Consider the following 21,906-nt stretch of genomic DNA (forward strand, 5'->3'; position numbering starts at 1 on the left):
CGCAGGCCAGCTCCCACCCTATCGAATCAATGGATGAGCCGTTTGCGCGCACGCAAACGGCCGTGATCCTACTGCGTCATCAAGCCCTTGATCACCCGCACCGGCGCGCTGCCGTAGCTCAGGAATTGCTCGTGGAATTCCTTCAGGTTGAACTTCGCGCCCAACTGCTGCTTGCGCTGCTCGCGCAATTCCATGATCTCGCTGTAGCCGCTGAAATAGCTGGTCAGCTGCACCGACGACACCTGCACCCGATGCCACTTCTCCACCGCCTCGCTGCGTGTCTGGAACGCCTGGCGCGTCAGCAAATCGATGGCCTGCTCCTCGGTCATGCCCAGCACGTGCACGCTGTAGTCGAGGATGGTGTTGGTCACGCTGCGCAGGTTCCACTTCGAATACATCAGCCACATCTCCGGCGCGTTGTCGCCGTAGCCGGACTCCAGCATCATGCGCTCGCCATACACCGCCCAGCCCTCCACCATCGCGCCATTGCCGAAGATGGATTTGACGATCGACGGCGACTTGTTCGCATACACCAGCTGCGCGTAGTGCCCCGGTATCGCCTCGTGGATGTTGAGGATCTGCAGGATCCAATAGTTGTACTCGCGCAGGCTGCTCTCGGCCGCCTCCGGCGTCGCGCCGTCGAGCGGCGTCACGTTGTAGTAGGTGCGGTCCTGCGGGCGATACGGCCCCGGCGCATCGATGCTGGCGCCCGCCACGCCGGCCTGGTAGGCAGGCGTCGCGCGCACTTCCAGCTGCTTCTTCGGATCCAGCGTCAGCAGGTTGTGGCTGATCACCCAGTCCTGCAGCACCGGCACCTGGCGGCGGATCTCGGCGAAGAAATCCTCGCGCTTCACATGGCGCTCGGACAGCTTGTCGATCACCATGCCGATCTTGGCAAAGCGGTCGGCCGGCTTGGCGGTGGCGCCCATGGTCTTGTCCCACAGCTCGTCGGAGATGCGCTCCATATTGGCCAGCAGCTCCTCGCGCGCGGCCAGCGCCTTCTGGTAGGTCTGCTCTGCCGTGCTGCCGGACTGGATGTCGAAGGCGAACTTCTGCTCATACAAGTCTTTGCCCAGGCGGAAGGTGCGGCGGCCTGTGGTGTCCATCTGCTTGTCCATCTCGGTCAGGAAGGCGACGTAGCCGTCCACCGCCGTCAGCGCCGCGTTCACGCGCTGGGTGAACAGCTGCTTCTCCACCGGCGTCAGGATCGACGCCTGGGCCGCCTTGTCCACCTCGGTCAGCAAGGTCTGCACGCCGGGCGCCTGGGCGATCGCCAGGCGGGTGTGCTCGCGCGTCGGGTTGACGATGTTGGCGCGCGCCGCCTCGTAGTAGGCAGGAATGCCGGCGATGCGCTTGAGCAGCGTGCGCAGGCGCTGCGGCTGGGCCGCGTATTCCGTGTTCAAGATCAAGTCGATCGGGCCGGCCACGTTGTAGCTGGCCGGGTTCCACTCATATTCCTTCAAGGTGGTCAGGCGGAAGCGGTCGCTGTCGAGCTTGTTGATCAGCAGCGCCAGGTCGGTGCGCTGTTTGGCCGACAGCTGGCTGGCGTTGATGGCGCCGAAACGCTGCTTCCACTCGTCGATGAAGGCCAGCTCCTTGGCTTGGCCGGCCTTGTCGGGGATGGACAGCGTGGCGGCGGTGTCGTACTTGCCGGCGTAGATCGCGCTTTCCGAATCGATGCGCCACAGCGCGTTCAGGAACTGGCTGCTCTGGCCGTCGAAGGAGCGGTCCTGGCGGCGCTCCGGCGTGCCGGACGGCTTCAGCGACGGCGCCACCGCTGCGGCGGCCACGGCGGTGGCGGCGACGGCCTTGGTCTTGCCCTTGCCTTTGCTGGTGCTGTGTTTGCTGCTGCCCTTGGCGGACTTGCCGCCGCTCTTGGCGTGCGTGGCGTGCGTGGATTTGGCGCTGCTCTTGCCCTTGGCCGCAGTGTGGGCGGCCTTGTGGTGTGTGGTGGCGCCGGCTGGTGCGACGGCGAGCGTCGTCATCAATACAGCCAGGGCGATTTTTGTCTTGATCATCTTGAACAGCCTTGTCGAAAAAGTGGCCGGGCGTGCCGGGCCGAAGCGATGGAGATTATCACTAATCGGCCCGTTTGAGAGCGCCCGGTTTGTAACTGGACGTCTACTTTCGCATTCCCTCTTGCAGCATATTGAGCATTTCGCCGGCCGACATGCGTCCGCTGACATCGCTGCCTTCGAGCAGGCTGTCGGCCAGGTCGCGCTTGTGCTGGTGCAGCTCGACGATGCCTTCCTCGATGGTGTGGCGCGCCACCAGCCGGTAGATGGTCACCGGCCGCAGCTGGCCCATGCGGTGCGCGCGGTCCGAGGCCTGGTCTTCCACCGCCGGGTTCCACCACGGGTCCATGTGGATCACGTAGTCGGCGGCGGTCAGGTTGATGCCGACGCCGCCCGCTTTCAGGCTGATGAGGAACACGTCGCCCTCGCCGGCCTGGAACAGGTCCACGCGCTTCTTGCGGTCGGCCATGGTGGTCGAGCCGTCCAGGTACTGGTAGCTGATGTTGTTGGCGTCCAGGTGTGCGCGGATCAGCGACAGGTGGTCGACGAACTGGCTGAACACCAGCACCTTGTGGCGGTTCTCCAGCAGGCCTTCCAGCAGATGCGCGAAGGCCGCCAGCTTGCTGCTGGCCAGGCCCAGCTCCGGCGCGATCAGGTTGGGATTGCAGCAGGCGCGCCGCAGCCGCATGATCTCGGCCAGGATCTGGATCGACTTCTTCTCGGCCGGGCCTTCGACCGCGGCCAGGTTTTCCAGCGCGGCGCGGCGCAGCGATTCGTACAGCGCCGTCTCTTCCGCCGACAGGTCCACCTCCATCGTGATCTCGGTGCGCGACGGCAGCTCGGTCAGCACCTGCGCCTTGGTCCGGCGCAGCATGAAGGGCTGGATCAAACGCCGCAGCCGGTTGCGCGCGCCCAGTTCGGCGCGATGGTCCTGCGGCTTTTCGATCGGCGCGGCGAAGCGCAGGTTGAACTGCTCGATGCTGCCCAACAGGCCTGGATTGATGAAGCGGAACAGGTTCCACAACTCGCCCAGGTGGTTCTCCAGCGGCGTGCCGGTGGCGATCATGCGGAAGTCGCCCTTGAGCGCCATCACGGCCTGCGAGCGCTTGGTGGCGCCGTTCTTGATCGCCTGTGCCTCATCGAGCACGATGGTGTTCCACTGCACGCCGGCGAACAGCGCGGACTCCAGCTGCAGCAGGCCGTAGCTGGTCACCACCAGGTCGTAGGGCTGCAGCGTGGACATGGTCTCGGCGCGGTCGCCGGGGCCGAACAGCTTCACGTTCAGCGTCGGCGCGAAGCGCGCGGCCTCGCTGATCCAGTTCATGCAGACGGAGGTCGGCGCCACCACAAGCGTCGGGCCCTGCGGCGCGCGCGACAGGATCAGCGCCAGCGCCTGCAGCGTTTTGCCCAGGCCCATGTCGTCGGCCAGGCAGGCGCCCACGCCCCAGCTGGCGAGGCGCGACAGCCAGTTGAAGCCCTCCAGCTGATAGTCGCGCAGCTCCGCCTGCAAAGTGCTCGGCAACTGCGGCACGAAGGCCGCCTGCGCCTCCATGCGCGCCAGGTGCTCCTTCCACAGCTTGTCCGATTTCAGGCCGCCGATGTCGTCGACCAGCTCCTCCAGCGCGAACGACGCCAGCGGATGCAGGCGCACGCCGTCGCCGGTGATCTCGCCGTACACCGACACCTCCATCAGGCGGCGGTGCAGCTCCTCGGTCAGTGCCAGGTAGCGGTTCTCGCCCAGCTCCACGAAGCGGCTCTGGCTCTTCTGCATCAGCTCCAGCAGCGTCTTCAGGTCCATGACCTTGCCTTCGTCGATCTGCAGTTCGCCGCTGGCCGCGAACCAGTCCTTGTTGCTCTTGATGGCGAGGCGCAGCTGCTTGGTTTCCACCTTGGCCGTCACGCGGAAGCTCTCGCCTTCCGGCCAGGCCAGCACGATGCTGTCCGGGTTCATCTCCTGCAGCTCCAACAGCAGTTGCAGGCACAGCGCCGGTTGGCCCAGCAGCCATTCGCCGTGTTCCTGCTCGGCCGATTCCAGCACCGGACACTTGGCGATCAATTCGCGTTCGGCGTCGCGTTCGTCGATCAGCTTGCGGCGCGCCTGCACCGGCTTGCCGTTGACGTCGGCGATCACGCTGTCGGCGCCGGCGCCGGGCGCGTAGTACGCGCCATTGGCCAGCGGGCGCACCAGCACCTGCATCTTCAGGCCGTGCTGGTAGGGCAGCAGGTGCAGGTGCAGGCGCATGTCGGCCTCCACCTGTTCCATGTCCGGCGCGGCGCCGCCGATTTCCGACTGCACCGTCACCAGCGACGAGATGGAGCTGATCGCGTGCAGCACCTGCTGCTCCGCGTGGGCCGGCACGCTCAGGCCATCGCCGACGATGGCGGCGATGCGGCGGTGCTCGTCGAGGATGGTGACCACGCGCAGGCGGGTCGGCGTCTCCTTGGTGACGATGACGGAGGAGCTGTCGTCCGGTATCGGCGGTTGCAGCCGCAGTTCCAGGTTGCCGGGGCTTTTCTTGATCAGCAGTTCAGGCTCGCCGGCCAGCATCTCCACGCGCGTATCCGGCGCGTCGGCCCAGAACAGCAGCGGATGGCCGATCAGCGCCGAGGCGGCGCGCTGCGGGTCGATTTCGTAGGCGAGGCCGCTGGACTGGTAGCTGCGGTGCGCCACCGAGATCGCCTCGGACGCGCGCACGTCCTGCGGCGTGAGGAAATCGAACTGCTCGGCCTCGAAGCGCAGCCGCTTCAGGCCCACGGCGCGGCCCTTGCTCCACAGGCCGCGCGCGTCGCGCTTCTGCTCCACCGGCGCGACGTCGGTCAGGCCGTGGCGGTTGTCGTAGTTCAGCATCCACACCAGGCGCGTGCTGCCGGCGGCGTCGGGGGCGGCGGGCTGCTGCAGGTTGATCAGCGCCGTCAACTGCCGCTGCCACGCTTCCTGTCGCTCGAACCACACGGTCAGGTCGGGGTAGCCGAGGCGTGAGCGCAGCGCGTTCGCGTGGCGCTGCTGTTCGACGTCGCCCAGGTGGCCCAGCAGGCAGGCGGCCTGCCCGGCGATGAACAGGTAGCCGGCGCGTTCGGCGTTCTGCGCCAGCTCCTGCAGCTGCGCCTTGCGCTCGGACAGCTGCGGCAACGACAGCCAGAAATACAGCAGGCACTGGAACATCTGCGTCTGCAGGCCGGTCTCCCACGCCAGCGCGGAGACGGCGGCCGGCGGCATGGTGCCGGCGCGGATCTGGCGCAGCATGTCGATCTGCTGGTGCACGGCGGTGTCGCGGTTCTGCGGTACGCGCACGGCGATTTCGAGGTAGGCCTCGGCCGCCTTCAGGTGTTTGGGATCGCCGCTGCGCAGCATCGACAGCAGGTACAGGTAGCCGCCCATGCCGGTGAACAGGTGCTTGCGCTTGGCGGTCTCGCGCCGCAGCGTTTTCAGCGCCGTGTCGAAGCCGACGATGGCCGCGCCGCTGGCGCCGCGCAGCAGCACCACGGCGCTGGCCAGGTATTGGCTCTGCGGGCCGGCGGTGCGCTCCAGATAGCGCTTGGCGTCGTCCAGGCGGCCGCACAGGATGGCGTCTTCCGCCAATGCCATGCGCAGCTCGGGGCTGATGTCGTCCTTGACTGAAAGGCGGCGCTGCATGTGCTGCTCGCAGAATTCGCGTATCACCGGCACGGTGAGGAATTCATGCTGGGCGTTTTGCAGCAGCACCATCAGCACGTCGTCCTGCAGCAGCGGATGCACGCGCGCCAGCATGCCCGGCTCGAACGGGCGGCCGAAGATGTCGACGATGGGGTGCAGCTGCGCCGCCTCGTAGCTGCCCAGGCAGAAGGCCAGTATCGGCTGGATCTGCTGCGGCGCTTGGCCGCGCAGGAGGCCCATGCGCAGGCGCGCCATGCCGGCGCGGTAGCTGCGCGGTTCGACGCTGTTCCAGGTCTGGCGCATCGGCACCAGCTCGTCGTAGGCGCTGCACAAATCGTCCAGCGCGTGCGTGCCGATGGAGGCGCGCATCGCCGGCCAGCGCAGCTTGGGGTTGCAGACGAAGCCGCGTCCCGTCACCACGCTGATGAAGGCCAGCCGTTCCAGCTTGCGCATCGCCTCGTCCAGCGTGCCGACGCTGTAGGCGTTGCCGTCCTTGTCCTCGATGCGCGCGCGGTTCAGGTGATCGAGGATGGAGGTGCGCCCCACCGGCTCGCCGATCAGGGCGAGCAACGCCAGTATCATTTTTTCGTTGAACTCAAGCGTGTCAAATTCGGCGAGCAGCTTTGCGTCGGTCATGCGGGGTCAGTCTTTCAGGTTATCGATGTGTACCGGCGGCGTGGCGGCCGGGTCGTGCAAGCCAAACATCCGCTGGTAGAAGTACAGCTCCGCCTCCAGCGTGCGGACGATGTTCTCGCCCTTGCGGAAGCCGTGGCCCTCGCCCTCCAGCGGCACGTAGGCCACCGGCACGCCGCGCGCCTTCAGCGCGTCGACCATCATCACCGACTGCTGCGGCGGCACCACCTTGTCGTCCAGGCCCTGGAAGAAGATCATCGGGCGCGCCAGCTTGTCGGTATGGTTGATCGGCGAGCGGGCCCGGTACAGCGCCTCGGCCTGCGGCTGCGGCGCGATCAGGTATTCGTTGTAGTGCGATTCGAACTTGTGCGAGTCCTGATCCAGCCCTTTGAGGTCGGACACGCCGTAGTAGCTGGCGCCCACCTTGAACACGTTGTGGAAGGTCAGCGCGCACAGCGTGGTCAGGCCGCCGGCGCTTCCGCCACGGATGATCAGGCGCTCGCCGTCGGCCAGGCCGCGCTCCACCAGCGCCTGCGCGCCGGCCACGCAGTCCTCGACATCGACGATGCCCCACTGGCCCTTGAGCAGGTCGCGGTAGGCGCGGCCGAAGCCGGTGCTGCCGCCGTAGTTCACATCGAGCACGCCGAAGCCCCGGCTGGTCCAGAACTGGGTCTTCAGGTTCAGCGTGTTGACGGTCATGCCGGTCGGGCCGCCGTGGCTGATGACGATCACCGGCGGCTTGCTGCCTGCGGGCGCGGCCACGTCGCGGTTGCGCGGCGGGTAGAAGAAGGCGTGCGCGGTGCGGCCGTTGGCGCTGGGGTAGCTGATGCTGGCGGGGATGGACAGCTGGTCCTCGTCCGGCAGCTCCTCGATCGACTGCGCCAGGATCTCCACCCCCTCCTCGGTGAAGTCGATGCGCGCCAGTTCCAGCGGGATGGTTGGGCCGCCGGCCAGCATGGCGATGTAGCCCGGGGCCACGCGCAGTTCGCGGATTTCCTCGTACGGGTTGGCGATGGCTTCCAGCTTGCCGCTGCCCGGCAGCAGGCGCGCCAGGCGGCTCACGCCTTTGTCGATGTAGGTGCAGATGATCTCGGAGGCCGAGCGGAAGCCGTACATCGAGTTCCCGAAGGTCCAGTGAGGTGACGCGAATTCGGTGTCCATCGGGCACAGGCCCTCGGTGCGGTCGCGGCCCCGGCACAGGCGGTACAGGTTCCACCAGCCGCTGCGGTCGGAGACGAAGTGCAGCAGGCCGTCCGGCGACCATTCGGGCTGGCACACCGATTCCTCGTCGCCGCCGGCGATGCGCAACGGCGCGGCCAGCGTGCCGTCGTCGCCGATGTCAGCCAGCCAAAGTGTGGTGCCCTGCCATGGCATGCGCGGATGGTCCCAGCTCAGCCAGGCCAGCGCGCGGCCGTCCGGCGACAGGCGTGGCGACGAGTAGAAGTCGGCGCCCTGCGCCAGCACGGTCTCGCCGCCATCGGCGTCGATCGCACAGATAGTGTTGGTTGGCTGCGCGTGCGGGTCATCTCCATGCAGCTCGCGCACGCCGATCAGGCGCCCGCGCGCGCGGTCCACCACGAAATCGGCGAAGCGCTGCTTGCCGTCGTCGGTCAGCGCGACCGGCGCGGCGCCGTCGTCGGTCAGATCAAGTTTGTAGACGCGGTTGTCGGCAAAGTGCGAAAAATAGATGGTATCGCCGTCCACCTGGTAGGCGCCGCCGCCGTATTCGTGTACGCGGCTGCGCACATTGAAGGGGGCCGGCGTCAGCTCGCCGGTGGTCACGCCGTGGTGGCGCAGCAGGGTGTTGCGGCCCGCTTCGGCGGCGCGGCCGGCCAGCCAGAAGATATCGCTGCCGTCGGCGCCACCCAGCATCAGCGTGGACAGGGGCGGGGCGCCGGCGGCGACGCGCGCGGCGCTGATGGTCGATGGCCAGGCGCCGTAAGGGGCGGTAATGGGTGGGGCGGATGTCATGGCGTCTCCAAAGTCGGGTGCTACGCATGATAGTGAATGAACGGACGATCATCCAGCAAAAAAAAACCCGCGCAGGATGCGATAATAGCTCTTTGACCGATTTCGATTGCCTTCCATGCCACAATTTGCCCCGCTCCAGAACGACACCTTCTTGCGCGCGTTGTTGCGCCAGCCGACCGACTACACGCCTGTGTGGCTGATGCGCCAGGCGGGGCGATATCTGCCGGAATACCGCGCCACGCGCGCCAAGGCCGGCTCCTTCATGGGCCTGGCCACCAATCCCGACTACGCCACCGAAGTCACGCTGCAGCCGCTGGACCGCTTCCCGCTGGACGCGGCCATCCTGTTCTCCGACATCCTGACGGTGCCGGACGCGATGGGCCTGGGCCTGTACTTCGTCGAAGGCGAGGGCCCGAAATTCGAGCGTCCGCTGAAGACCGAGGCCGACGTGATGGCGCTGCGCGCGCCGGAACTGGGCTCGCTGGACTATGTGTTCAAGGCCGTCACCCAGATCCGCACCGAATTGAACGGCCGCGTGCCGCTGATCGGCTTCTCCGGCAGCCCGTGGACGCTGGCCTGCTACATGGTCGAAGGCCAGGGCTCGCGCGAGTTCCACACCATCAAGACGATGCTGTACAACCGCCCGGACTTGATGCACCACATCCTGAGCATCAACGCCAAGGCCGTGGCCGAGTACCTGAACGCCCAGATCGACGCCGGCGCCCAAGCGGTGATGGTGTTCGACTCGTGGGGCGGCGCGCTGGCCGACGGGGCCTACCAGGAGTTCTCGCTCAAATACATGCAGCAGGTGGTGTCCCTGCTCAAGCGCGACAAGGACGGCGTCAAGATCCCGGCCATCGTCTTCACCAAGGGCGGCGGCCACTGGATCGAGCAGATCGCCGACATCGGCGCCGACGCGGTCGGCCTGGACTGGACCGTCAACCTGACCCAGGCGCGCAAGCTGGTCGGCCACAAGGTCGGCCTGCAGGGCAACCTGGACCCGGCCATCCTGTTCGCCAGCCCGGACCAGATCCGCGCCGAGGTGCACAAGGTGCTGGACGCCTACGGCACGCCAGCCGCCGGCAATGGCCATGTGTTCAACCTGGGCCACGGCATCTCGCAGTTCACGCCGCCGGAGAACGTCGCCGCCATGGTCGAAGCCGTTCACAGCTACAGCAAGGCCCAGCGCGCAGGCTGATGTAATTTGCGAACAGAGGGCACGTTTCTCCGGAGGCGTGCCCTTTTTCGTTGGTGCGCGCGGGAAAGCGAATACCGACTTATGCACAATTTTTTTTGCTGCGGAAATATTAGGCAGTGCTTTTTTTCTAGCCCGTGAGCTCCTTGCAAGTCATTGATTACATGGAATAAATTTTGTAGACGAAGAGTCAATAGATGGCAAGTCGTAAACCTTGACTGTGCGCTGAAACTAGTTTATTTCTTCATTGTCCACAAAGTTATCCACAAAAACTGTGGATAAAAAATAAAAGTACTTAGTAAACCGTGACTTAGCCATAATGTTGCTGTTTTGCTTGAAGTGTATGTTGCGTTGCACGATTTTTAGGCAAAGTTTAGACCGCGATAACGAAGTTGCGAACAGACAAACCTTATACATAAAGTACCTGGTGGCTCTTCCATTGAAAGTATTGCATTGTGCTTTGCAATATCGGTGGATAAGCCCCAAAAAGTGCTTGATTTCGGCAAAAAAAGCATCCTAAATACTTCACTTATGCACAGCGGCGGAGAAAAAACGCGAAATTTTCTTCTCCTAGGAAGCATTTTCCAAGTATTTGATTTTAAAGAGAAATAATTTTGAATTTTTGCCCGGTTTACGACGATGCCAAGCCTGAAGTCTGTGCTTTCCGGGGATTAAGATTCCTTTGTCCACAAAGTTATCCACAAAAACTGTGGATACATCAAACCGCCCCGGCGGGCGCGGGATTTGCGCCCAATTGCCGCGGGAATTTTCTACTGTGACGGGATCCATGCAGGGCCTTTTCCACCATTGCATTCTTCAGATTGCGCTCGATACGCCGCTGAACGCGATTTTCGACTACCGCTGGCATTGCGATGCGGCAGAGCAGCCGCAGGTCGGCCAGCTGGCGCTGGTGCCGTTCGGGCGGCGCGAGGTGATGGGCCTGATCGTCGGCATCGCGGCCGAGACCGATGTGCCGGTGGACAAGCTCAAGGATGCGCTGGCCGTGCGCAGCCAGCTGGGGCCGTTGTCGGCGCAGTGGCTGGCGCTGGCCGGCTTTGCCGCCGACTATTACCAGCGTCCGCTGGGCGAGGTAGCGCTGCCCGGTTTGCCGAAGAACCTGCGCGTGCTGACCACGGTCGCGCTGGACCGGGCGCTGAAAAAGCTGGCCAAGTTGGACGCGCCGCACGACGGCACGCCGCTGAACATGCCGGCGCTGAATCCCTCGCAGCAGGAGGCTGCCGACGCGATCGGCGGCGCCACCGGTTTCAAGCCGACCTTGCTGTACGGCGTGACCGGCAGCGGCAAGACCGAGGTCTACCTGCAATCCTGCGCGCAGGTGCTGGCGCGCGAGCCGGAGGCACAGATCCTGATCCTGGTGCCGGAGATCAACCTCACGCCCCAGCTGGAAGGCAACATCCGCGCGCGCTTCCCGGGCGTGATGCTGGCGACCCTGCACAGCAGCCTGTCCGAAGGCGAGCGCATGCTGCACTGGCTGGCCGCGCACCAGGGCAAGGCGCGCATCGTGCTGGGCACGCGGCTGGCGATCCTGGCCTCGCTGCCGAATTTGAAGCTGATCGTCATCGACGAGGAACACGATCCCTCGTACAAGCAGCAGGAAGGCTTGCGCTACTCGGCGCGCGACTTGGCCGTGTGGCGCGCGTGGCAGCTGGGCATCCCCATCGTGCTGGGATCGGCTACGCCGTCGCTGGAGAGCTGGCACCACGCGCAGTCCGGCCGCTACCGCAAGCTGGAGCTGCGCGAGCGGGCCGTCAAGAATGCCGTGCTGCCACAGGTGAAGCTGCTGGACATGGAGCGCGACAAGCCCAAGGATGGGCTGACGTCGCAACTTATTGCGGCGATCAGGCAGAGGATGGAGCGGGGCGAGCAGTCGCTGCTGTTCCTGAACCGGCGCGGTTATGCGCCGGTGATCTGCTGCGAATCGTGCGGCTGGATCAGCGAATGCACGCGCTGCACCTCGTTCATGGTGCTGCATCGTCCCGAGCACCGGCTGCGCTGTCACCATTGCAGCCTGGAGATGCGTATCCCGCGCCATTGCCCCACCTGCGGCAACGTCGACCTGCAACCGCTGGGGCGCGGCACGCAGCGCGTGGAGGAGGGCTTGCAAGTGCTGTTCCCGGAAGCGCGGGTATTGCGCATCGACGCCGACTCCACGCGCAAGAAGGGCAGCGCGCAGGAAGCGTTCGACACCGTGCACCGGGGCGAGGTCGACATTTTGATCGGCACACAGATGGTGGCCAAGGGGCACGATTTTAAGAACCTGACCTTGGTCGGCATCCTGAACCCGGACACGGCGTTGTTCTCGCAGGACTACCGCGCCAGCGAGCGCCTGTTCGCGCAGCTGATGCAGGTGGCGGGCCGGGCAGGCCGCGCCGCCCAGACTGAAGGCGGCAGCGTGAGCGAGGTGTTGATCCAGACCAGGTATCCGCAGCATCCGCTGTACGGCGCGGTGGTGAACCACGACTACGACCATTTCGCCTCGGCCTTGCTGGAGGAGCGCGAGCAGGCCGCCTTGCCGCCCTATCTGTACCAGGCGTTGCTGCGGGCCGAGGCGCCCGAGTTGGCCACGGCCATCGAATTCCTGACCATCGCCCGCGACTGCGTCGAGCATCCGGGCATCACCATCAACGATCCGATACCGATGAGCATGACGCGGGTACACAATGTCGACCGCGCGCAATTACTGGTGGAATCAGCCTCAAGGCCCATGCTGCAAGCGTTCCTGCGAGAGTGGCTACTCACTCTGCGAGAAATGAAGAGCCGCGTGAAGTGGTCGCTGGAAGTAGACCCGCTGGATATCTAATTTGTCTAATTTGGGGTCAAGTCTGACATTCGGACACGAGCTCTGCTGTAGCGCCGAGCTACGGCAGAGCTCGTGTCCGAATGTCAGACTTGACCCCAAAATGGGTTAGAGCAAGAAGCGTTGTGCGGTGGCGACGATTTGTTCGGTCAGCGCGCGGGTGAACGGGGTGTCGAGGTTCCAGGCGTGCCAGTTCAAGGCGACGTCGACGTGGTGGCCGGGCGCCATGTCGACCAGGCGGCCGGCGGTCAGCGCGCCCGAGACCTGGATCTGCGGCATCAGGCCGTAGGCCAGGCTGCCGTAAATGCATTCGGCGGTGGCGGCCGATTGCGGCATGGTGTGGTGCGGATACGGGCCGTTCAGCTCCAGCACCGTGCGCAGGAAGCCGGTCATCATGTCCTGGTCGCTGATCACGGCCGGAGCCAGCCGCGCCGCTTCCCGCGAGAAGCCGTCGCCGAACCAGTGCCCGGCAAACACCGGCGTGGCCACGCACACGTAGCGCAGCTTGCCCAGCGGCGTGACTTCCGGTCCGTTGGCGTGCTGGTCCGGATGGTCTTGCGCGGCGGCGATGCTGCCGAAGACGCTGCCCTCCTGCACCAGATGCAGCGCCAGCCGCTGGTCGGCCAGTTGCACCTTCAGCTGGCAGCGCGGCGGCGACAGCAGCGGCTGCAGGCTCATGGGGAACCAGGTCGCCAGGCTGGCCGCGTCGACCGCCAGCGCGATCTCCGGCATGCTCACTTTGTGACCCATATCAATGTCGAGCGCCGCCTCCATCAACCGGACGTTGCGGTGGTGCGACACCAGCCGCTGCCCCAGGCCGGTCGGCACGGCGGGCTGGCCGCGCACGATCAGCAGCCGGCCGGCGGCGTCCTCCAGCGCCTTGATGCGCTGCGAAACGGCCGATTGGCTGATGCCCAGCGCCAGGGCGGCCTTTTCGAAGCTGCCCTGGCTGGCGACGGCGTCCAGCACGGCCAGCGCGCGGTAGTCCAGTGATCCCATAAGCTGCACTTATAAAAATTGGAAACGATAAGTAATACTAATGCCATTTGGAAATTAAGTAAAACTCGATTACATCCTATCGTGCGCGAAAAGCTTGCTTTTTGGGAGGGAATGCGGTCCGGCCAAACGGTGTAGACTCTTGAAAATGAAAACGCTACGCACCGAAGTCGCGGTGATCGGCGCCGGCACCGCCGGCATGACCGCTTACCGCGCCGCCTCCACCGGCGGCAAGAAAACCCTGTTGATCGAAGGCCATGTCTACGGCACCACCTGTGCCCGCGTCGGCTGCATGCCCAGCAAGCTGCTGATCGCGGCGGCCGAGGCGGCCCATGTGCTGCAGGCGGCGCCGGCGTTCGGCGTCCATCCGGGCCAGTCGCGCATCGACGGCAAGGCCGTGATGGCGCGCGTGCGCAGCGAGCGCGACCGGTTTGTCGGCTTCGTCGTCGAGAGCGTGGACGGTTATCCGGCCGAGGACAAGCTCCACGGCCACGCCCGCTTCCTGGGCCCGACCCAACTGCAAATCGACGACCATACGCTGGTCGAGGCGGAACGCTTCGTCATCGCCACCGGTTCGACGCCCATCGTGCCGGACGAGTGGCGCGCGGCCGGTCCGCGCGTGATCAGCAGCGACGATGTGTTCGACTGGGACGACCTGCCGGAATCGATCGCCGTGGCCGGCACCGGCGTCATCGGCCTGGAGCTGGGCCAGGCGCTGGCGCGGCTGGGCGTGCGCGTGACCGTGTTCGGGCGCGGCGGCAGCGTCGCCCAGCTCAGCGATCCGGACGTGCTGGCCGTGGCGCGGCGCGCCATGGCCGACGAGCTCGACGTGCGCTTCAAGACCAAGGTGGTGCGCGTGCTGGCGGACGCCGGCGGCCTGGCCGTCACCAGCGAGGACGCCGACGGCGCGCAGCGCACCGAGCAGTTCAGCTATCTGCTGTCGGCCATCGGCCGCCGGCCCAATGTCCACAAGCTGGGTCTGGAAAACACCGGCCTGTCGCGCGACCACCAGGGCATCCCGTTCTTCAACCCGCAGACGATGCAGTGCGGCGACAGCGCCATCTTCATCGCCGGCGACGCCGACAACGAACGCCCGCAACTGCCCGAGGCGGCAGACCAGGGCCGCATCGCCGGCGACAACGCGGCGCGCTACCCGGCGGTCCAGCCCGGCCTGCGCCGCACGCCGCTGACCATCGCCTTCACAGAGCCGCAGATCGCCACGCTGGGCGCCAGCTACGAGGAGTTGTGCGCCTCGCAGAAGGGCCGCTTCGCGGTCGGCAAGGTGTCGTTCGAGAACCAGGGCCGCAGCCGCGTGATGCTGCAAAACAAAGGGATGCTGCGCGTGTACGCCGAGCATGCCACCGGCCGCTTCCTGGGCGCCGAGATGATCGGGCCGCGCGCCGAGCACATCGGGCACCTGCTGTCCTGGGCGTGCCAGGCCGGACTGACCGTCAGCGCCATGCTGGACATGCCGTTCTATCATCCGGTGGTGGAGGAAGGCGTGCGTACCGCGCTGCGCGACCTGGCGCACCAGCTGGTCAACGCGCCGGCCCACGACTGCGCCTGCATCGACTGCACGCCGGCGCCCTAGTTCAAGGATGGGCGCCGTCCCCTACGGCCATGCCGCCCTGCCCACGCAGGCGGGAATCCATAACCCGCGTGCCAGAGGCGCGGCTGGTCGCTTAGTTCAGCAGCGCGTCCAGCCGGCCCTGCTGCGCCAGGTCGCGCAGCACGCGGATGGTGTCGATGTCCGATTCCTGGTAGGCCGAGCGGCGGAAATCGTCGTACATCGCGTTGGCGGCGTCGGTGGCCGCGTCGTGGCCGTCGTCGTACTGGAAGCGCACGTACAGCGTGTCGGCGGTCGGGGTTTCGATCGTCATCGTCAGGCTGGACTGGCTGATGTCCTGCTGCGCCGCCACCTCGTAGCGCACCTCGCGCATCGGCTCCAGCACCACGCGGTCCTCGATGACCAGCTGGCCGTAGCGCAGGCTGCGGCGGAAGCTGAGCTCGCTTCGCTCGGTGATCGTGCATTCGTCCAGATGCGGCACGAACAGCTTCGGCGATTCGGCGCGCAGCACCAGGCCGCTCCACAACTGCTTGATGCTCAGCGCGTCGATCAGCGGGTTGAGCGGGTCGTTAATTTCAATCAAATGTTCGAATTTCATAGGGCAACCATCTAAAAGCCAGGCGCGCGTGCGCCTCATCCCCGCATGGTAACGCAAATGCCGGCACGACCTCTGCGCCCGCTCAGGCAAGGCGCTGTACAATGGCTGGTTGTCACCCTGCCATAGCGTCCTTCGATGTCCAAAGCACCACAATTCGGCCTTAACGTACCGCAGAGCGAAGCGGTCACCTACCTGGACGGCCCCTGCCTGGTGCTGGCCGGCGCCGGCTCGGGCAAGACGCGCGTGATCACCCAGAAAATCGCCCACCTGATCGAGGACCGCGGCTACGATCCGCGCACCATCGCCGCGCTGACCTTCACCAACAAGGCCGCGCTGGAGATGCAGGAGCGGATCGCCAAGCTGCTCAAGCAGCCGCGCCAGGCCAAGCAGCTGACGGTGTCGACCTTCCACTCGCTGGGCGTCAAGATCCTGCGCCAGGAGGCCAACGGCGTCGGCCTCAAGGACCGCTTCTCCATCATGGACGCCGACGATTGCGGCTCGCTGATCCAGGACTTGGCCATCACCACCGACAAGCAGGTGGTGCGCCGCATCCAGACCGACATCTCGCTGTGGAAGAACGGCCTGGTCGATCCGGCCATCGCGCTGCACAACGCCAAGGACGAGGACGAGGCGCAGTCGGCGCGCATCTACGGCAGCTACGTGGCCACGCTGTCGGCCTACCAGGCGGTGGACTTCGACGACCTGATCCGCCTGCCGGTGGAGCTGTTCCGCAACAACGAGCCGGTGCGCGACAAGTGGCAGCGCCGCCTGCGCTACCTGCTGATGGACGAGTACCAGGACACCAACACCTGCCAGTACGAGCTGGTCAAGCTGATGGTGACGGGCATCGGCAAGAAGCCGATGTTCACCGCCGTGGGCGACGACGACCAGGCGATCTACGCCTGGCGCGGCGCGTCGGTGGAAAACCTGAAGACGCTGCAGACCGACTTCCCCGACCTGGCGGTGATCAAGCTGGAGCAGAACTACCGCTCCACCACCCGCATCCTGCAGGCGGCCAACGCGGTGATCGGCAACAATCCCAAGCTGTTCGAGAAATCGCTGTGGTCCGAGCACGGCCTGGGCGAGCCGATCAACGTGCTGGGCATGGCCAACGACGACCAGGAGGCCGAGCAGGTGGCCATCATGATCTCGGCCGACCATTTCCAGCGCAAGAACAAGTGGTCCGACTACGCCATCCTGTACCGGGGCAACCACCAGGCCCGCATCATCGAGCAGACGCTGCGCAAGGAGCGCATCCCGTACACGATCTCCGGCGGCCAGAGCTTCTTCGACAAGGCCGAGATCAAGGACATCATCAGCTACCTGCGGCTGCTGGCCAACACCGACGACGACCCGGCCTTCATCCGCGCCGTGACCACGCCGCGGCGCGGGGTCGGCCAGTCGACCATGGAAACGCTGGGCACCTTCTCCGGCCAATGGCAGTGCTCGCTGTTCGAGGCGGTGTTCAAGGGCGGCATCGAGGCGCTGCTGAACGATCGCCAGCTGGGGCCGCTGCGCGACTTCTGCAACTTCATCAACAACCTGGAGGCGCGCGCCAGCCGGCCCGGCCCCAGCGGCAGCGGCGACAACGCGGCCCAGGTGCTGGACGACTTGCTCGAAGCGATCAACTACGAATCCTATCTGTACGACATGTTCGACGAGCGCGCCGCGCAGAGCCGGTGGCAGAACGTGCTGGAGTTCATCAACTGGCTCAAGGAGCGCGGCCGTGGCGGCAAGGACCGCGACGGCGAGGAAAAGAACGTGCTGGAGCTGACGCAGATGGTGGCGCTGATGTCCATGCTCGAGGGCCAGGACGAGGACCCGGACGCGGTGCGCATGTCCACGCTGCACGCGTCGAAGGGACTGGAGTATCCGCACGTGTTCCTGGTCGGCGTGGAGGAAGGCATCCTGCCGCACAAGGGCGACCCGGACGCGCCGGCCGAGACCATCGCCGCCCGCGTGCAGGAGGAGCGGCGCCTGATGTACGTCGGCATCACGCGCGCGCAGCGCACGCTGCAGATCACCTGGTGCAAGAAGCGCAAGCGCGCGGGCGAGCAGGTGCACTGCGACCCGTCGCGTTTCATCAAGGAGATGGAGCTCGACGTCGGCAACGCCGTGCCGGCCGAATCCGAAGTGCTGACGCCGAAGGAGCGGCTGGCACGGATGAAGGAACTTTTGACCACACCGAAGACGTAATCCCGCGCAGGTTGTGCTAGCATCGGCACGTGCCGATCCGGCATGCTTCCGTTGGAGATGATCTTGCGTAATCAGTTAATCGCGTCGCTGGTATTGAGCTGTGCCCTGCTGCCGTCGGTGCAGGCCGCCGAATTCGCCACCAAGCCGGAAGCGGAGGCGATGGTGCACAAGGCCCTGAAGTTTTTGAAGGCCAACGGCAAGGAAAAAACCTACAGCGAAATCGACAGGAAGGACGGCCCGTTCGTCGACCGCGACCTGTACCTGACCGTGTACGGCATGGACGGCGTGGTGCGCGCGCACGGCGCCAACGCCAAGATGATCGGCAAGAACCTGATGGAGATTAAGGACGTCGACGGCAAGGCCTTCGTCAAGGAGCGCGTCGAGATGGCGAAGAAGAAGCAGCCGTTCTGGCAGGACTACAAGTTCACCAATCCGGTCAGCAAGCAGATCGAGCCGAAGACCATGTACTGCGTGCCGGAGGACGACATGGTGGTCTGCGGCGGGGTCTATCTCAAGTAAGGCGGTAGAATGCGGGCTTTCCAGCAGGGAGTATGCCGTGAGCACCACCGAAGACCGCTTCATCGATATTGAAATCAAACTGGCGCACCAGGAGCACATCGTGGAGTCGCTGAACCAGCGCGTCTACGAGCAGCAGCAACAGATCGACAAGCTGGAGCAGATGTGCGCGGCGCTGGTGCAGCATGTGCGCGACCAGGCGCAAAGCAGCGGCGGCGGTGGCGCGCTGGCGCACGAGCCGCCACCGCATTACTGATTACGCCAGCACGGCGCGCAGCGCTTCCACCATGATCGCATGGTCTTCCGCCTGGCGCAGGCCGGAGACGGTGGCCGTGCCGATCAGTCCCACATTTTTGACCACCACCGGGAACGAGCCGCCAAAGGGCGCGTACTCTTTCGGGTCGAGATACTTCACGTCCTCGAACACCACGCCGCGATTCTTGTAATCGGTGCCGACGTGGAAGGAACAGCGGCCGAAGCGCGTCACCACATTGCTCTTGCGGCGTATCCAGTCGGCCTGGTCGGGCGTGGCGCCCTGCATCGCGTGGTGGAACAGCACCTTGCCGTTGACGGTCACGTTGACCGTCACGCTCTTCTCGCGCTGCCTGGCCAGCTCGACCACCTTCAGGCCCAGCGCCAGCGCGGTGTCGCTGGTGAAGGCGGTGAATTGCAATTCCTTTTCCTGCTGCGCCAGGGTTTCCAGCAGCTCGACAAAATTTTCCATCATTGATCCTCGTGCGGTACAAGACGGCAGTGTAGCCGAGCCGGCCGACTTAGCGGAACTCGAATCGCGGCGCGGCGGCCTTCTGTTCAGCCTTGTCCCGCCACGCGCTGGCCAGCGTCGCGTCCGGCTTGAGGCCCAGTTCGCTCTTTTCGTAGGCGCTGGCCAGGCGGCGCATGGCGGCCTCGAAATCCAGCGCGGCCGCGCGCTGGTACATGGCGGCGGCCGTGGACGCGCTGCGCTGCACGCCCAGTCCGGCTTCATGCAGCGCCGCCAGGCGATACAGGCCGTCCGCGTTGTTTTGCGCGGCCGCCATCTGGTACTGGGCCGCCGCACGGACCGGGTCCTGGTCGCCGCCCAGGCCGTGCTCGTACAAGCCGCCCAGCGCCGCCTGCGCGTTGCCGTTGCCGCGGCTGGCGGCGCGGAGATACCAGTCGCGTGCGGCGGCGTAGTCCTGCGCGACGCCGCTGCCGGTTTCGTAGGCATAGCCCAGGTTGTTCTCGGCGATCGCATTGCCGCGCTTGGCCGCGGCGCGCTGCCACTTCACGCCCTCGGCCGGATCGGCGGCGACGCCCAGCAGGCCGTGGCTCAACACCAGGCCCAGCCGGATTTGCGAATCGACGTTCTTGCCTTCGGCCGCCAGCCGCAGGTAGCGCAAGCCTTCCGCGTCGTCGCGCGGCACGCCGTTGCCGTTCAGGTACATCAGCGCCAGGTCGCGTTCGGCGGCGGGGTTGCGCTGGGCGGCCGCGCGCTCCAGCCATTGCCGCGCCTGCGGCAAGTCCTGCGGAACGCCGCGGCCGTACAGCAGGAACATGCCCAGGTTGGCCTCGCCCCAGGCGTTGCCGCCCTCGGCCGCCTTGCGGTACCAGACGGCCGCCTCGGCGAAATCGATGGCGACGCCGCGGCCATAGGCGTGCAGCAGGCCGATATTGTTTTCCGCGACGTGGTTGCCCTGGGCCGCCGCCTTCAGATACCAGGCCATCGCCTCGGCGTAGCTTTGCGTGATGCCCTTGCCGTGTTCGTAGCGATAGCCCAGTTCAAGCTGTCCCTCCACCTTGCCGGCCTCGGCGGCCTTGCGATACCAGGCCGTCGCTTCGGCCTGGTCCTTGGGCGCGTTCGTTCCGGTTTCCAGCCGACGGGCCAGCTCGAACTGCGCGTCCGCCAGGTTCTTGTCGAGCGTCTCGCGGAACTGTTGCAGGGTCGTCGCCTGGTTGGCCGCGCCGTTGCTGTAGGCCTTGGCCAGCTGGTACAGCGCCTCGGCATCGCCGGCCAGCGCGGCTGCGCGGTACCGGTTCACGCCGGCCTGGTCGACGTGCAGTCGGGAGACGCCGTCCAGTTCCCACACGTATTGCATCTGCTGCCAGGCGCTGACGGCTTTGCCGTCCACGATGCCGGGCTTGAAGTGGCATTGGCGCAGGCCGGTCGCCGCCGCGTCGTCGAGCAGCGGGAAGCCGCTGGAGCGGGTGATTTTGGTGTCGACGACGCCGCCGTCGGCGTCGACCAGGAAGGATAGCGTGACCGTGCCGGTCTGCTCATTGCGCAGCGCCTCTTTCGGCCAGACCGGCTTGGCGCAGGTGCTGAAATCGGCGACGGCCAGCGTGCGCGGTTCCGCCGCGCCGGCGTTCAACGAGACAGCGGCGCCGAGCGCCACGGCCAGCAGGGGCCAGGTGGAAAAAATCTGCCTCATGGCGTATCCTTAATATTTCAAATTTGAAAACATGCAGGATAGGCGCTCATAGGGAATTTGTCTATTACTGACAGGATAGGCGCGGCGTGTCGAATTCGCGGACCGTCGTTCGTCGTAGCTGGCAGGGGGATGTCCTCTGATTTATTTTGGAGATACGATCATGACTACGAATACTGTACAACTGCACCGCGTGTTCAAGGCCAAGGCTGAGCGCGTTTATCGGGCCTTCCTGGATGCCGACGCGCTGGCCAAATGGCTGCCGCCGCACGGCTTCACCGGCAAGGTGCACGCGCTGGACGCCAAGGTGGGCGGCGGCTATCGCATGTCGTTCACGAATTTCACCACCGGCGGCGGCCACCACTTCGGCGGCGAGTACCTGGAACTGGTGCCGAACCAGCGCCTGGTCTACACCGGCAAGTTCGACGATCCCAACCTGCCCGGCACCATGCAGACCACGGTGACGCTGCGCGAAGTGTTCTGCGGCGTGGAGTTGAAGGTGGTGCAGGAAGGCATACCGGCCATGATCCCGGCGGAAGCGTGCTACCTGGGCTGGCAGGAGTCGCTGCAGTTGCTGGGGCAGCTGGTGGAGCCGGAAATCCGCGAGTGAGGCGCTAGAGCAGGCCGAAGACCTTGACGATCAGGCTGATGGTGCCCAGGGCTGTGCTCAGGCTGATGCTCAACAGGATGCGGAAATCCGTGGTGCGTATCTTCATCAGCTGTTCGTGCACGCGAACGAACTCGGCGTCGACACGGGCGAAACCTGCGTCCATTCTTGCGTCCGCTCGGCTGAAGCCAGCGCGCATCTCCTCGCGTAGCCCGGAGATGCCTTCGTCCTGATAGTCGACCGCCGTTTCAAGACGGGCTATGCGTTCGATGATGTGGTGCTGTTCTTGCTCTGGCTGGTGGTTACCATTCATGGCGGGCTCCTTGGCGGCACCCACCACTTTACGCCTGCACGCGCGCGCGGCATAGCGTGCACCATTGACGCAGGTCGCGACGGTACGGCGGCCCCGGCGATGAAGGGTGTGGGATTGATGTCGTCATCACCCTGTGGTGCTATGATCTTGTGACCATCCAGATAGTCAGGAGGTCCCCATGTACACATTCTCGTTGGCTGACGCGAAAGCGCAGCTGAGCAAGCTGATCGAATTGGTGGAAAGTGGTGAACAGGTAACGATCACCAAGCGCGGTAAAGCGGTCGTCAAGATCGTAAAAAGCGATCCCCCCCGCCAGCATGTTCCAAGCTTGGCTGAACACCGGGCCGGCATTCGTTATCTGGGTGAGCCAGCAGCGGAATTCATACGTAAAATGCGCGACTCGGATCGCTTCTGATGCGGTATATCGACACCAGTCTTGATA

Annotated in this window: 17 protein-coding genes; 8 read left to right on the top strand and 9 right to left on the bottom strand. The window is 65.3% G+C overall.

The genetic code is table 11. The features are described 5' to 3' along the window. Positions 1-68: 68 nt before the first annotated feature. From HUX88_RS13290 to HUX88_RS13300, 3 genes are all read right to left on the bottom strand, one after another. A complete protein-coding gene (locus tag HUX88_RS13290; protein WP_176362072.1) occupies positions 69-2,018 on the bottom strand; it encodes a DUF885 domain-containing protein in 1,950 nt (649 codons plus the stop codon). A 103-nt stretch (positions 2,019-2,121) separates the two neighbouring features. After that, on the bottom strand, positions 2,122-6,285 hold the full coding sequence (locus HUX88_RS13295; protein WP_176362073.1) for an SNF2-related protein: 4,164 nt from the start codon (positions 6,283-6,285) through the stop codon (positions 2,122-2,124). Positions 6,286-6,291: 6 nt separating this feature from the next. After that, the gene (locus tag HUX88_RS13300) at positions 6,292-8,253 is read right to left on the bottom strand and encodes a S9 family peptidase (protein WP_176362074.1); all 1,962 of its coding nucleotides are present in this window, start codon (positions 8,251-8,253) and stop codon (positions 6,292-6,294) included. Positions 8,254-8,368: 115 nt separating this feature from the next. Between HUX88_RS13300 and hemE the strand changes: the two genes are divergently transcribed. Beyond that, complete coding sequence (gene hemE, locus HUX88_RS13305) at positions 8,369-9,451, top strand: uroporphyrinogen decarboxylase (protein ID WP_117012183.1); 1,083 nt, start codon at positions 8,369-8,371, stop codon at positions 9,449-9,451. A gap of 567 nt (positions 9,452-10,018) precedes the next feature. Here the strand turns inward: hemE and HUX88_RS13310 are convergent. Further along, positions 10,019-10,237: a hypothetical protein gene (locus HUX88_RS13310; RefSeq protein ID WP_147330374.1), complete on the bottom strand. Its 219-nt coding sequence runs from the start codon at positions 10,235-10,237 to the stop codon at positions 10,019-10,021. Between HUX88_RS13310 and HUX88_RS13315 the strand changes: the two genes are divergently transcribed. Continuing rightward, positions 10,236-12,269: a primosomal protein N' gene (locus tag HUX88_RS13315; RefSeq protein WP_176362075.1), complete on the top strand. Its 2,034-nt coding sequence runs from the start codon at positions 10,236-10,238 to the stop codon at positions 12,267-12,269. The two genes, HUX88_RS13310 and HUX88_RS13315, sit on opposite strands and share 2 nt — an antisense overlap. 105 nt (positions 12,270-12,374) lie before the next feature. Here HUX88_RS13315 and HUX88_RS13320 read toward each other — a convergent pair whose 3' ends face one another. Continuing rightward, positions 12,375-13,265, bottom strand: coding sequence for an ArgP/LysG family DNA-binding transcriptional regulator (locus HUX88_RS13320; RefSeq protein ID WP_176362076.1), 891 nt, complete (start codon positions 13,263-13,265; stop codon positions 12,375-12,377). A 145-nt stretch (positions 13,266-13,410) separates the two neighbouring features. Between HUX88_RS13320 and HUX88_RS13325 the strand changes: the two genes are divergently transcribed. Then, complete coding sequence (locus HUX88_RS13325) at positions 13,411-14,853, top strand: dihydrolipoyl dehydrogenase (RefSeq protein WP_176362077.1); 1,443 nt, start codon at positions 13,411-13,413, stop codon at positions 14,851-14,853. Between the two features lie 91 nt (positions 14,854-14,944). Here HUX88_RS13325 and HUX88_RS13330 read toward each other — a convergent pair whose 3' ends face one another. Continuing rightward, positions 14,945-15,427, bottom strand: coding sequence for an SRPBCC family protein (locus HUX88_RS13330; protein WP_117012179.1), 483 nt, complete (start codon positions 15,425-15,427; stop codon positions 14,945-14,947). A 135-nt stretch (positions 15,428-15,562) separates the two neighbouring features. Here HUX88_RS13330 and HUX88_RS13335 point away from each other — a divergent pair, with 135 nt between their 5' ends. The 3 genes from HUX88_RS13335 to HUX88_RS13345 are packed head-to-tail and all read left to right on the top strand — an operon-like array spanning position 15,563 to position 18,395. Continuing rightward, the gene (locus tag HUX88_RS13335; protein ID WP_176362078.1) at positions 15,563-17,623 is read left to right on the top strand and encodes a UvrD-helicase domain-containing protein; all 2,061 of its coding nucleotides are present in this window, start codon (positions 15,563-15,565) and stop codon (positions 17,621-17,623) included. 57 nt (positions 17,624-17,680) lie between these two features. Next, positions 17,681-18,142 carry a cache domain-containing protein gene (locus HUX88_RS13340; protein WP_176362079.1) on the top strand — a complete coding sequence of 154 codons (462 nt, stop codon included), beginning with the start codon at positions 17,681-17,683 and terminating at the stop codon, positions 18,140-18,142. Between the two features lie 37 nt (positions 18,143-18,179). After that, complete coding sequence (locus HUX88_RS13345) at positions 18,180-18,395, top strand: SlyX family protein (protein ID WP_008443009.1); 216 nt, start codon at positions 18,180-18,182, stop codon at positions 18,393-18,395. On the opposite strand, the gene HUX88_RS13350 is transcribed toward HUX88_RS13345, so the two are convergent. After that, complete coding sequence (locus HUX88_RS13350) at positions 18,396-18,863, bottom strand: heme-degrading domain-containing protein (protein ID WP_117012177.1); 468 nt, start codon at positions 18,861-18,863, stop codon at positions 18,396-18,398. Between the two features lie 49 nt (positions 18,864-18,912). Continuing rightward, positions 18,913-20,547, bottom strand: coding sequence for a TonB family protein (locus HUX88_RS13355; RefSeq protein WP_176362080.1), 1,635 nt, complete (start codon positions 20,545-20,547; stop codon positions 18,913-18,915). Between the two features lie 160 nt (positions 20,548-20,707). Here HUX88_RS13355 and HUX88_RS13360 point away from each other — a divergent pair, with 160 nt between their 5' ends. Beyond that, a complete protein-coding gene (locus HUX88_RS13360) occupies positions 20,708-21,154 on the top strand; it encodes an SRPBCC family protein (protein WP_117012175.1) in 447 nt (148 codons plus the stop codon). A gap of 4 nt (positions 21,155-21,158) precedes the next feature. Here HUX88_RS13360 and HUX88_RS13365 read toward each other — a convergent pair whose 3' ends face one another. Continuing rightward, positions 21,159-21,464, bottom strand: coding sequence for a hypothetical protein (locus HUX88_RS13365; RefSeq protein ID WP_117012174.1), 306 nt, complete (start codon positions 21,462-21,464; stop codon positions 21,159-21,161). Positions 21,465-21,642: 178 nt separating this feature from the next. Between HUX88_RS13365 and HUX88_RS13370 the strand changes: the two genes are divergently transcribed. Further along, positions 21,643-21,879 carry a type II toxin-antitoxin system Phd/YefM family antitoxin gene (locus HUX88_RS13370; RefSeq protein WP_117012173.1) on the top strand — a complete coding sequence of 79 codons (237 nt, stop codon included), beginning with the start codon at positions 21,643-21,645 and terminating at the stop codon, positions 21,877-21,879. The last annotated feature ends 27 nt before the right edge of the window (positions 21,880-21,906 follow it).

Source organism: Duganella sp. BJB1802, from assembly GCF_013369445.1.
GTDB classification, from domain to species: Bacteria; Pseudomonadota; Gammaproteobacteria; order Burkholderiales; family Burkholderiaceae_D; genus Rugamonas; species Rugamonas vulcania_A.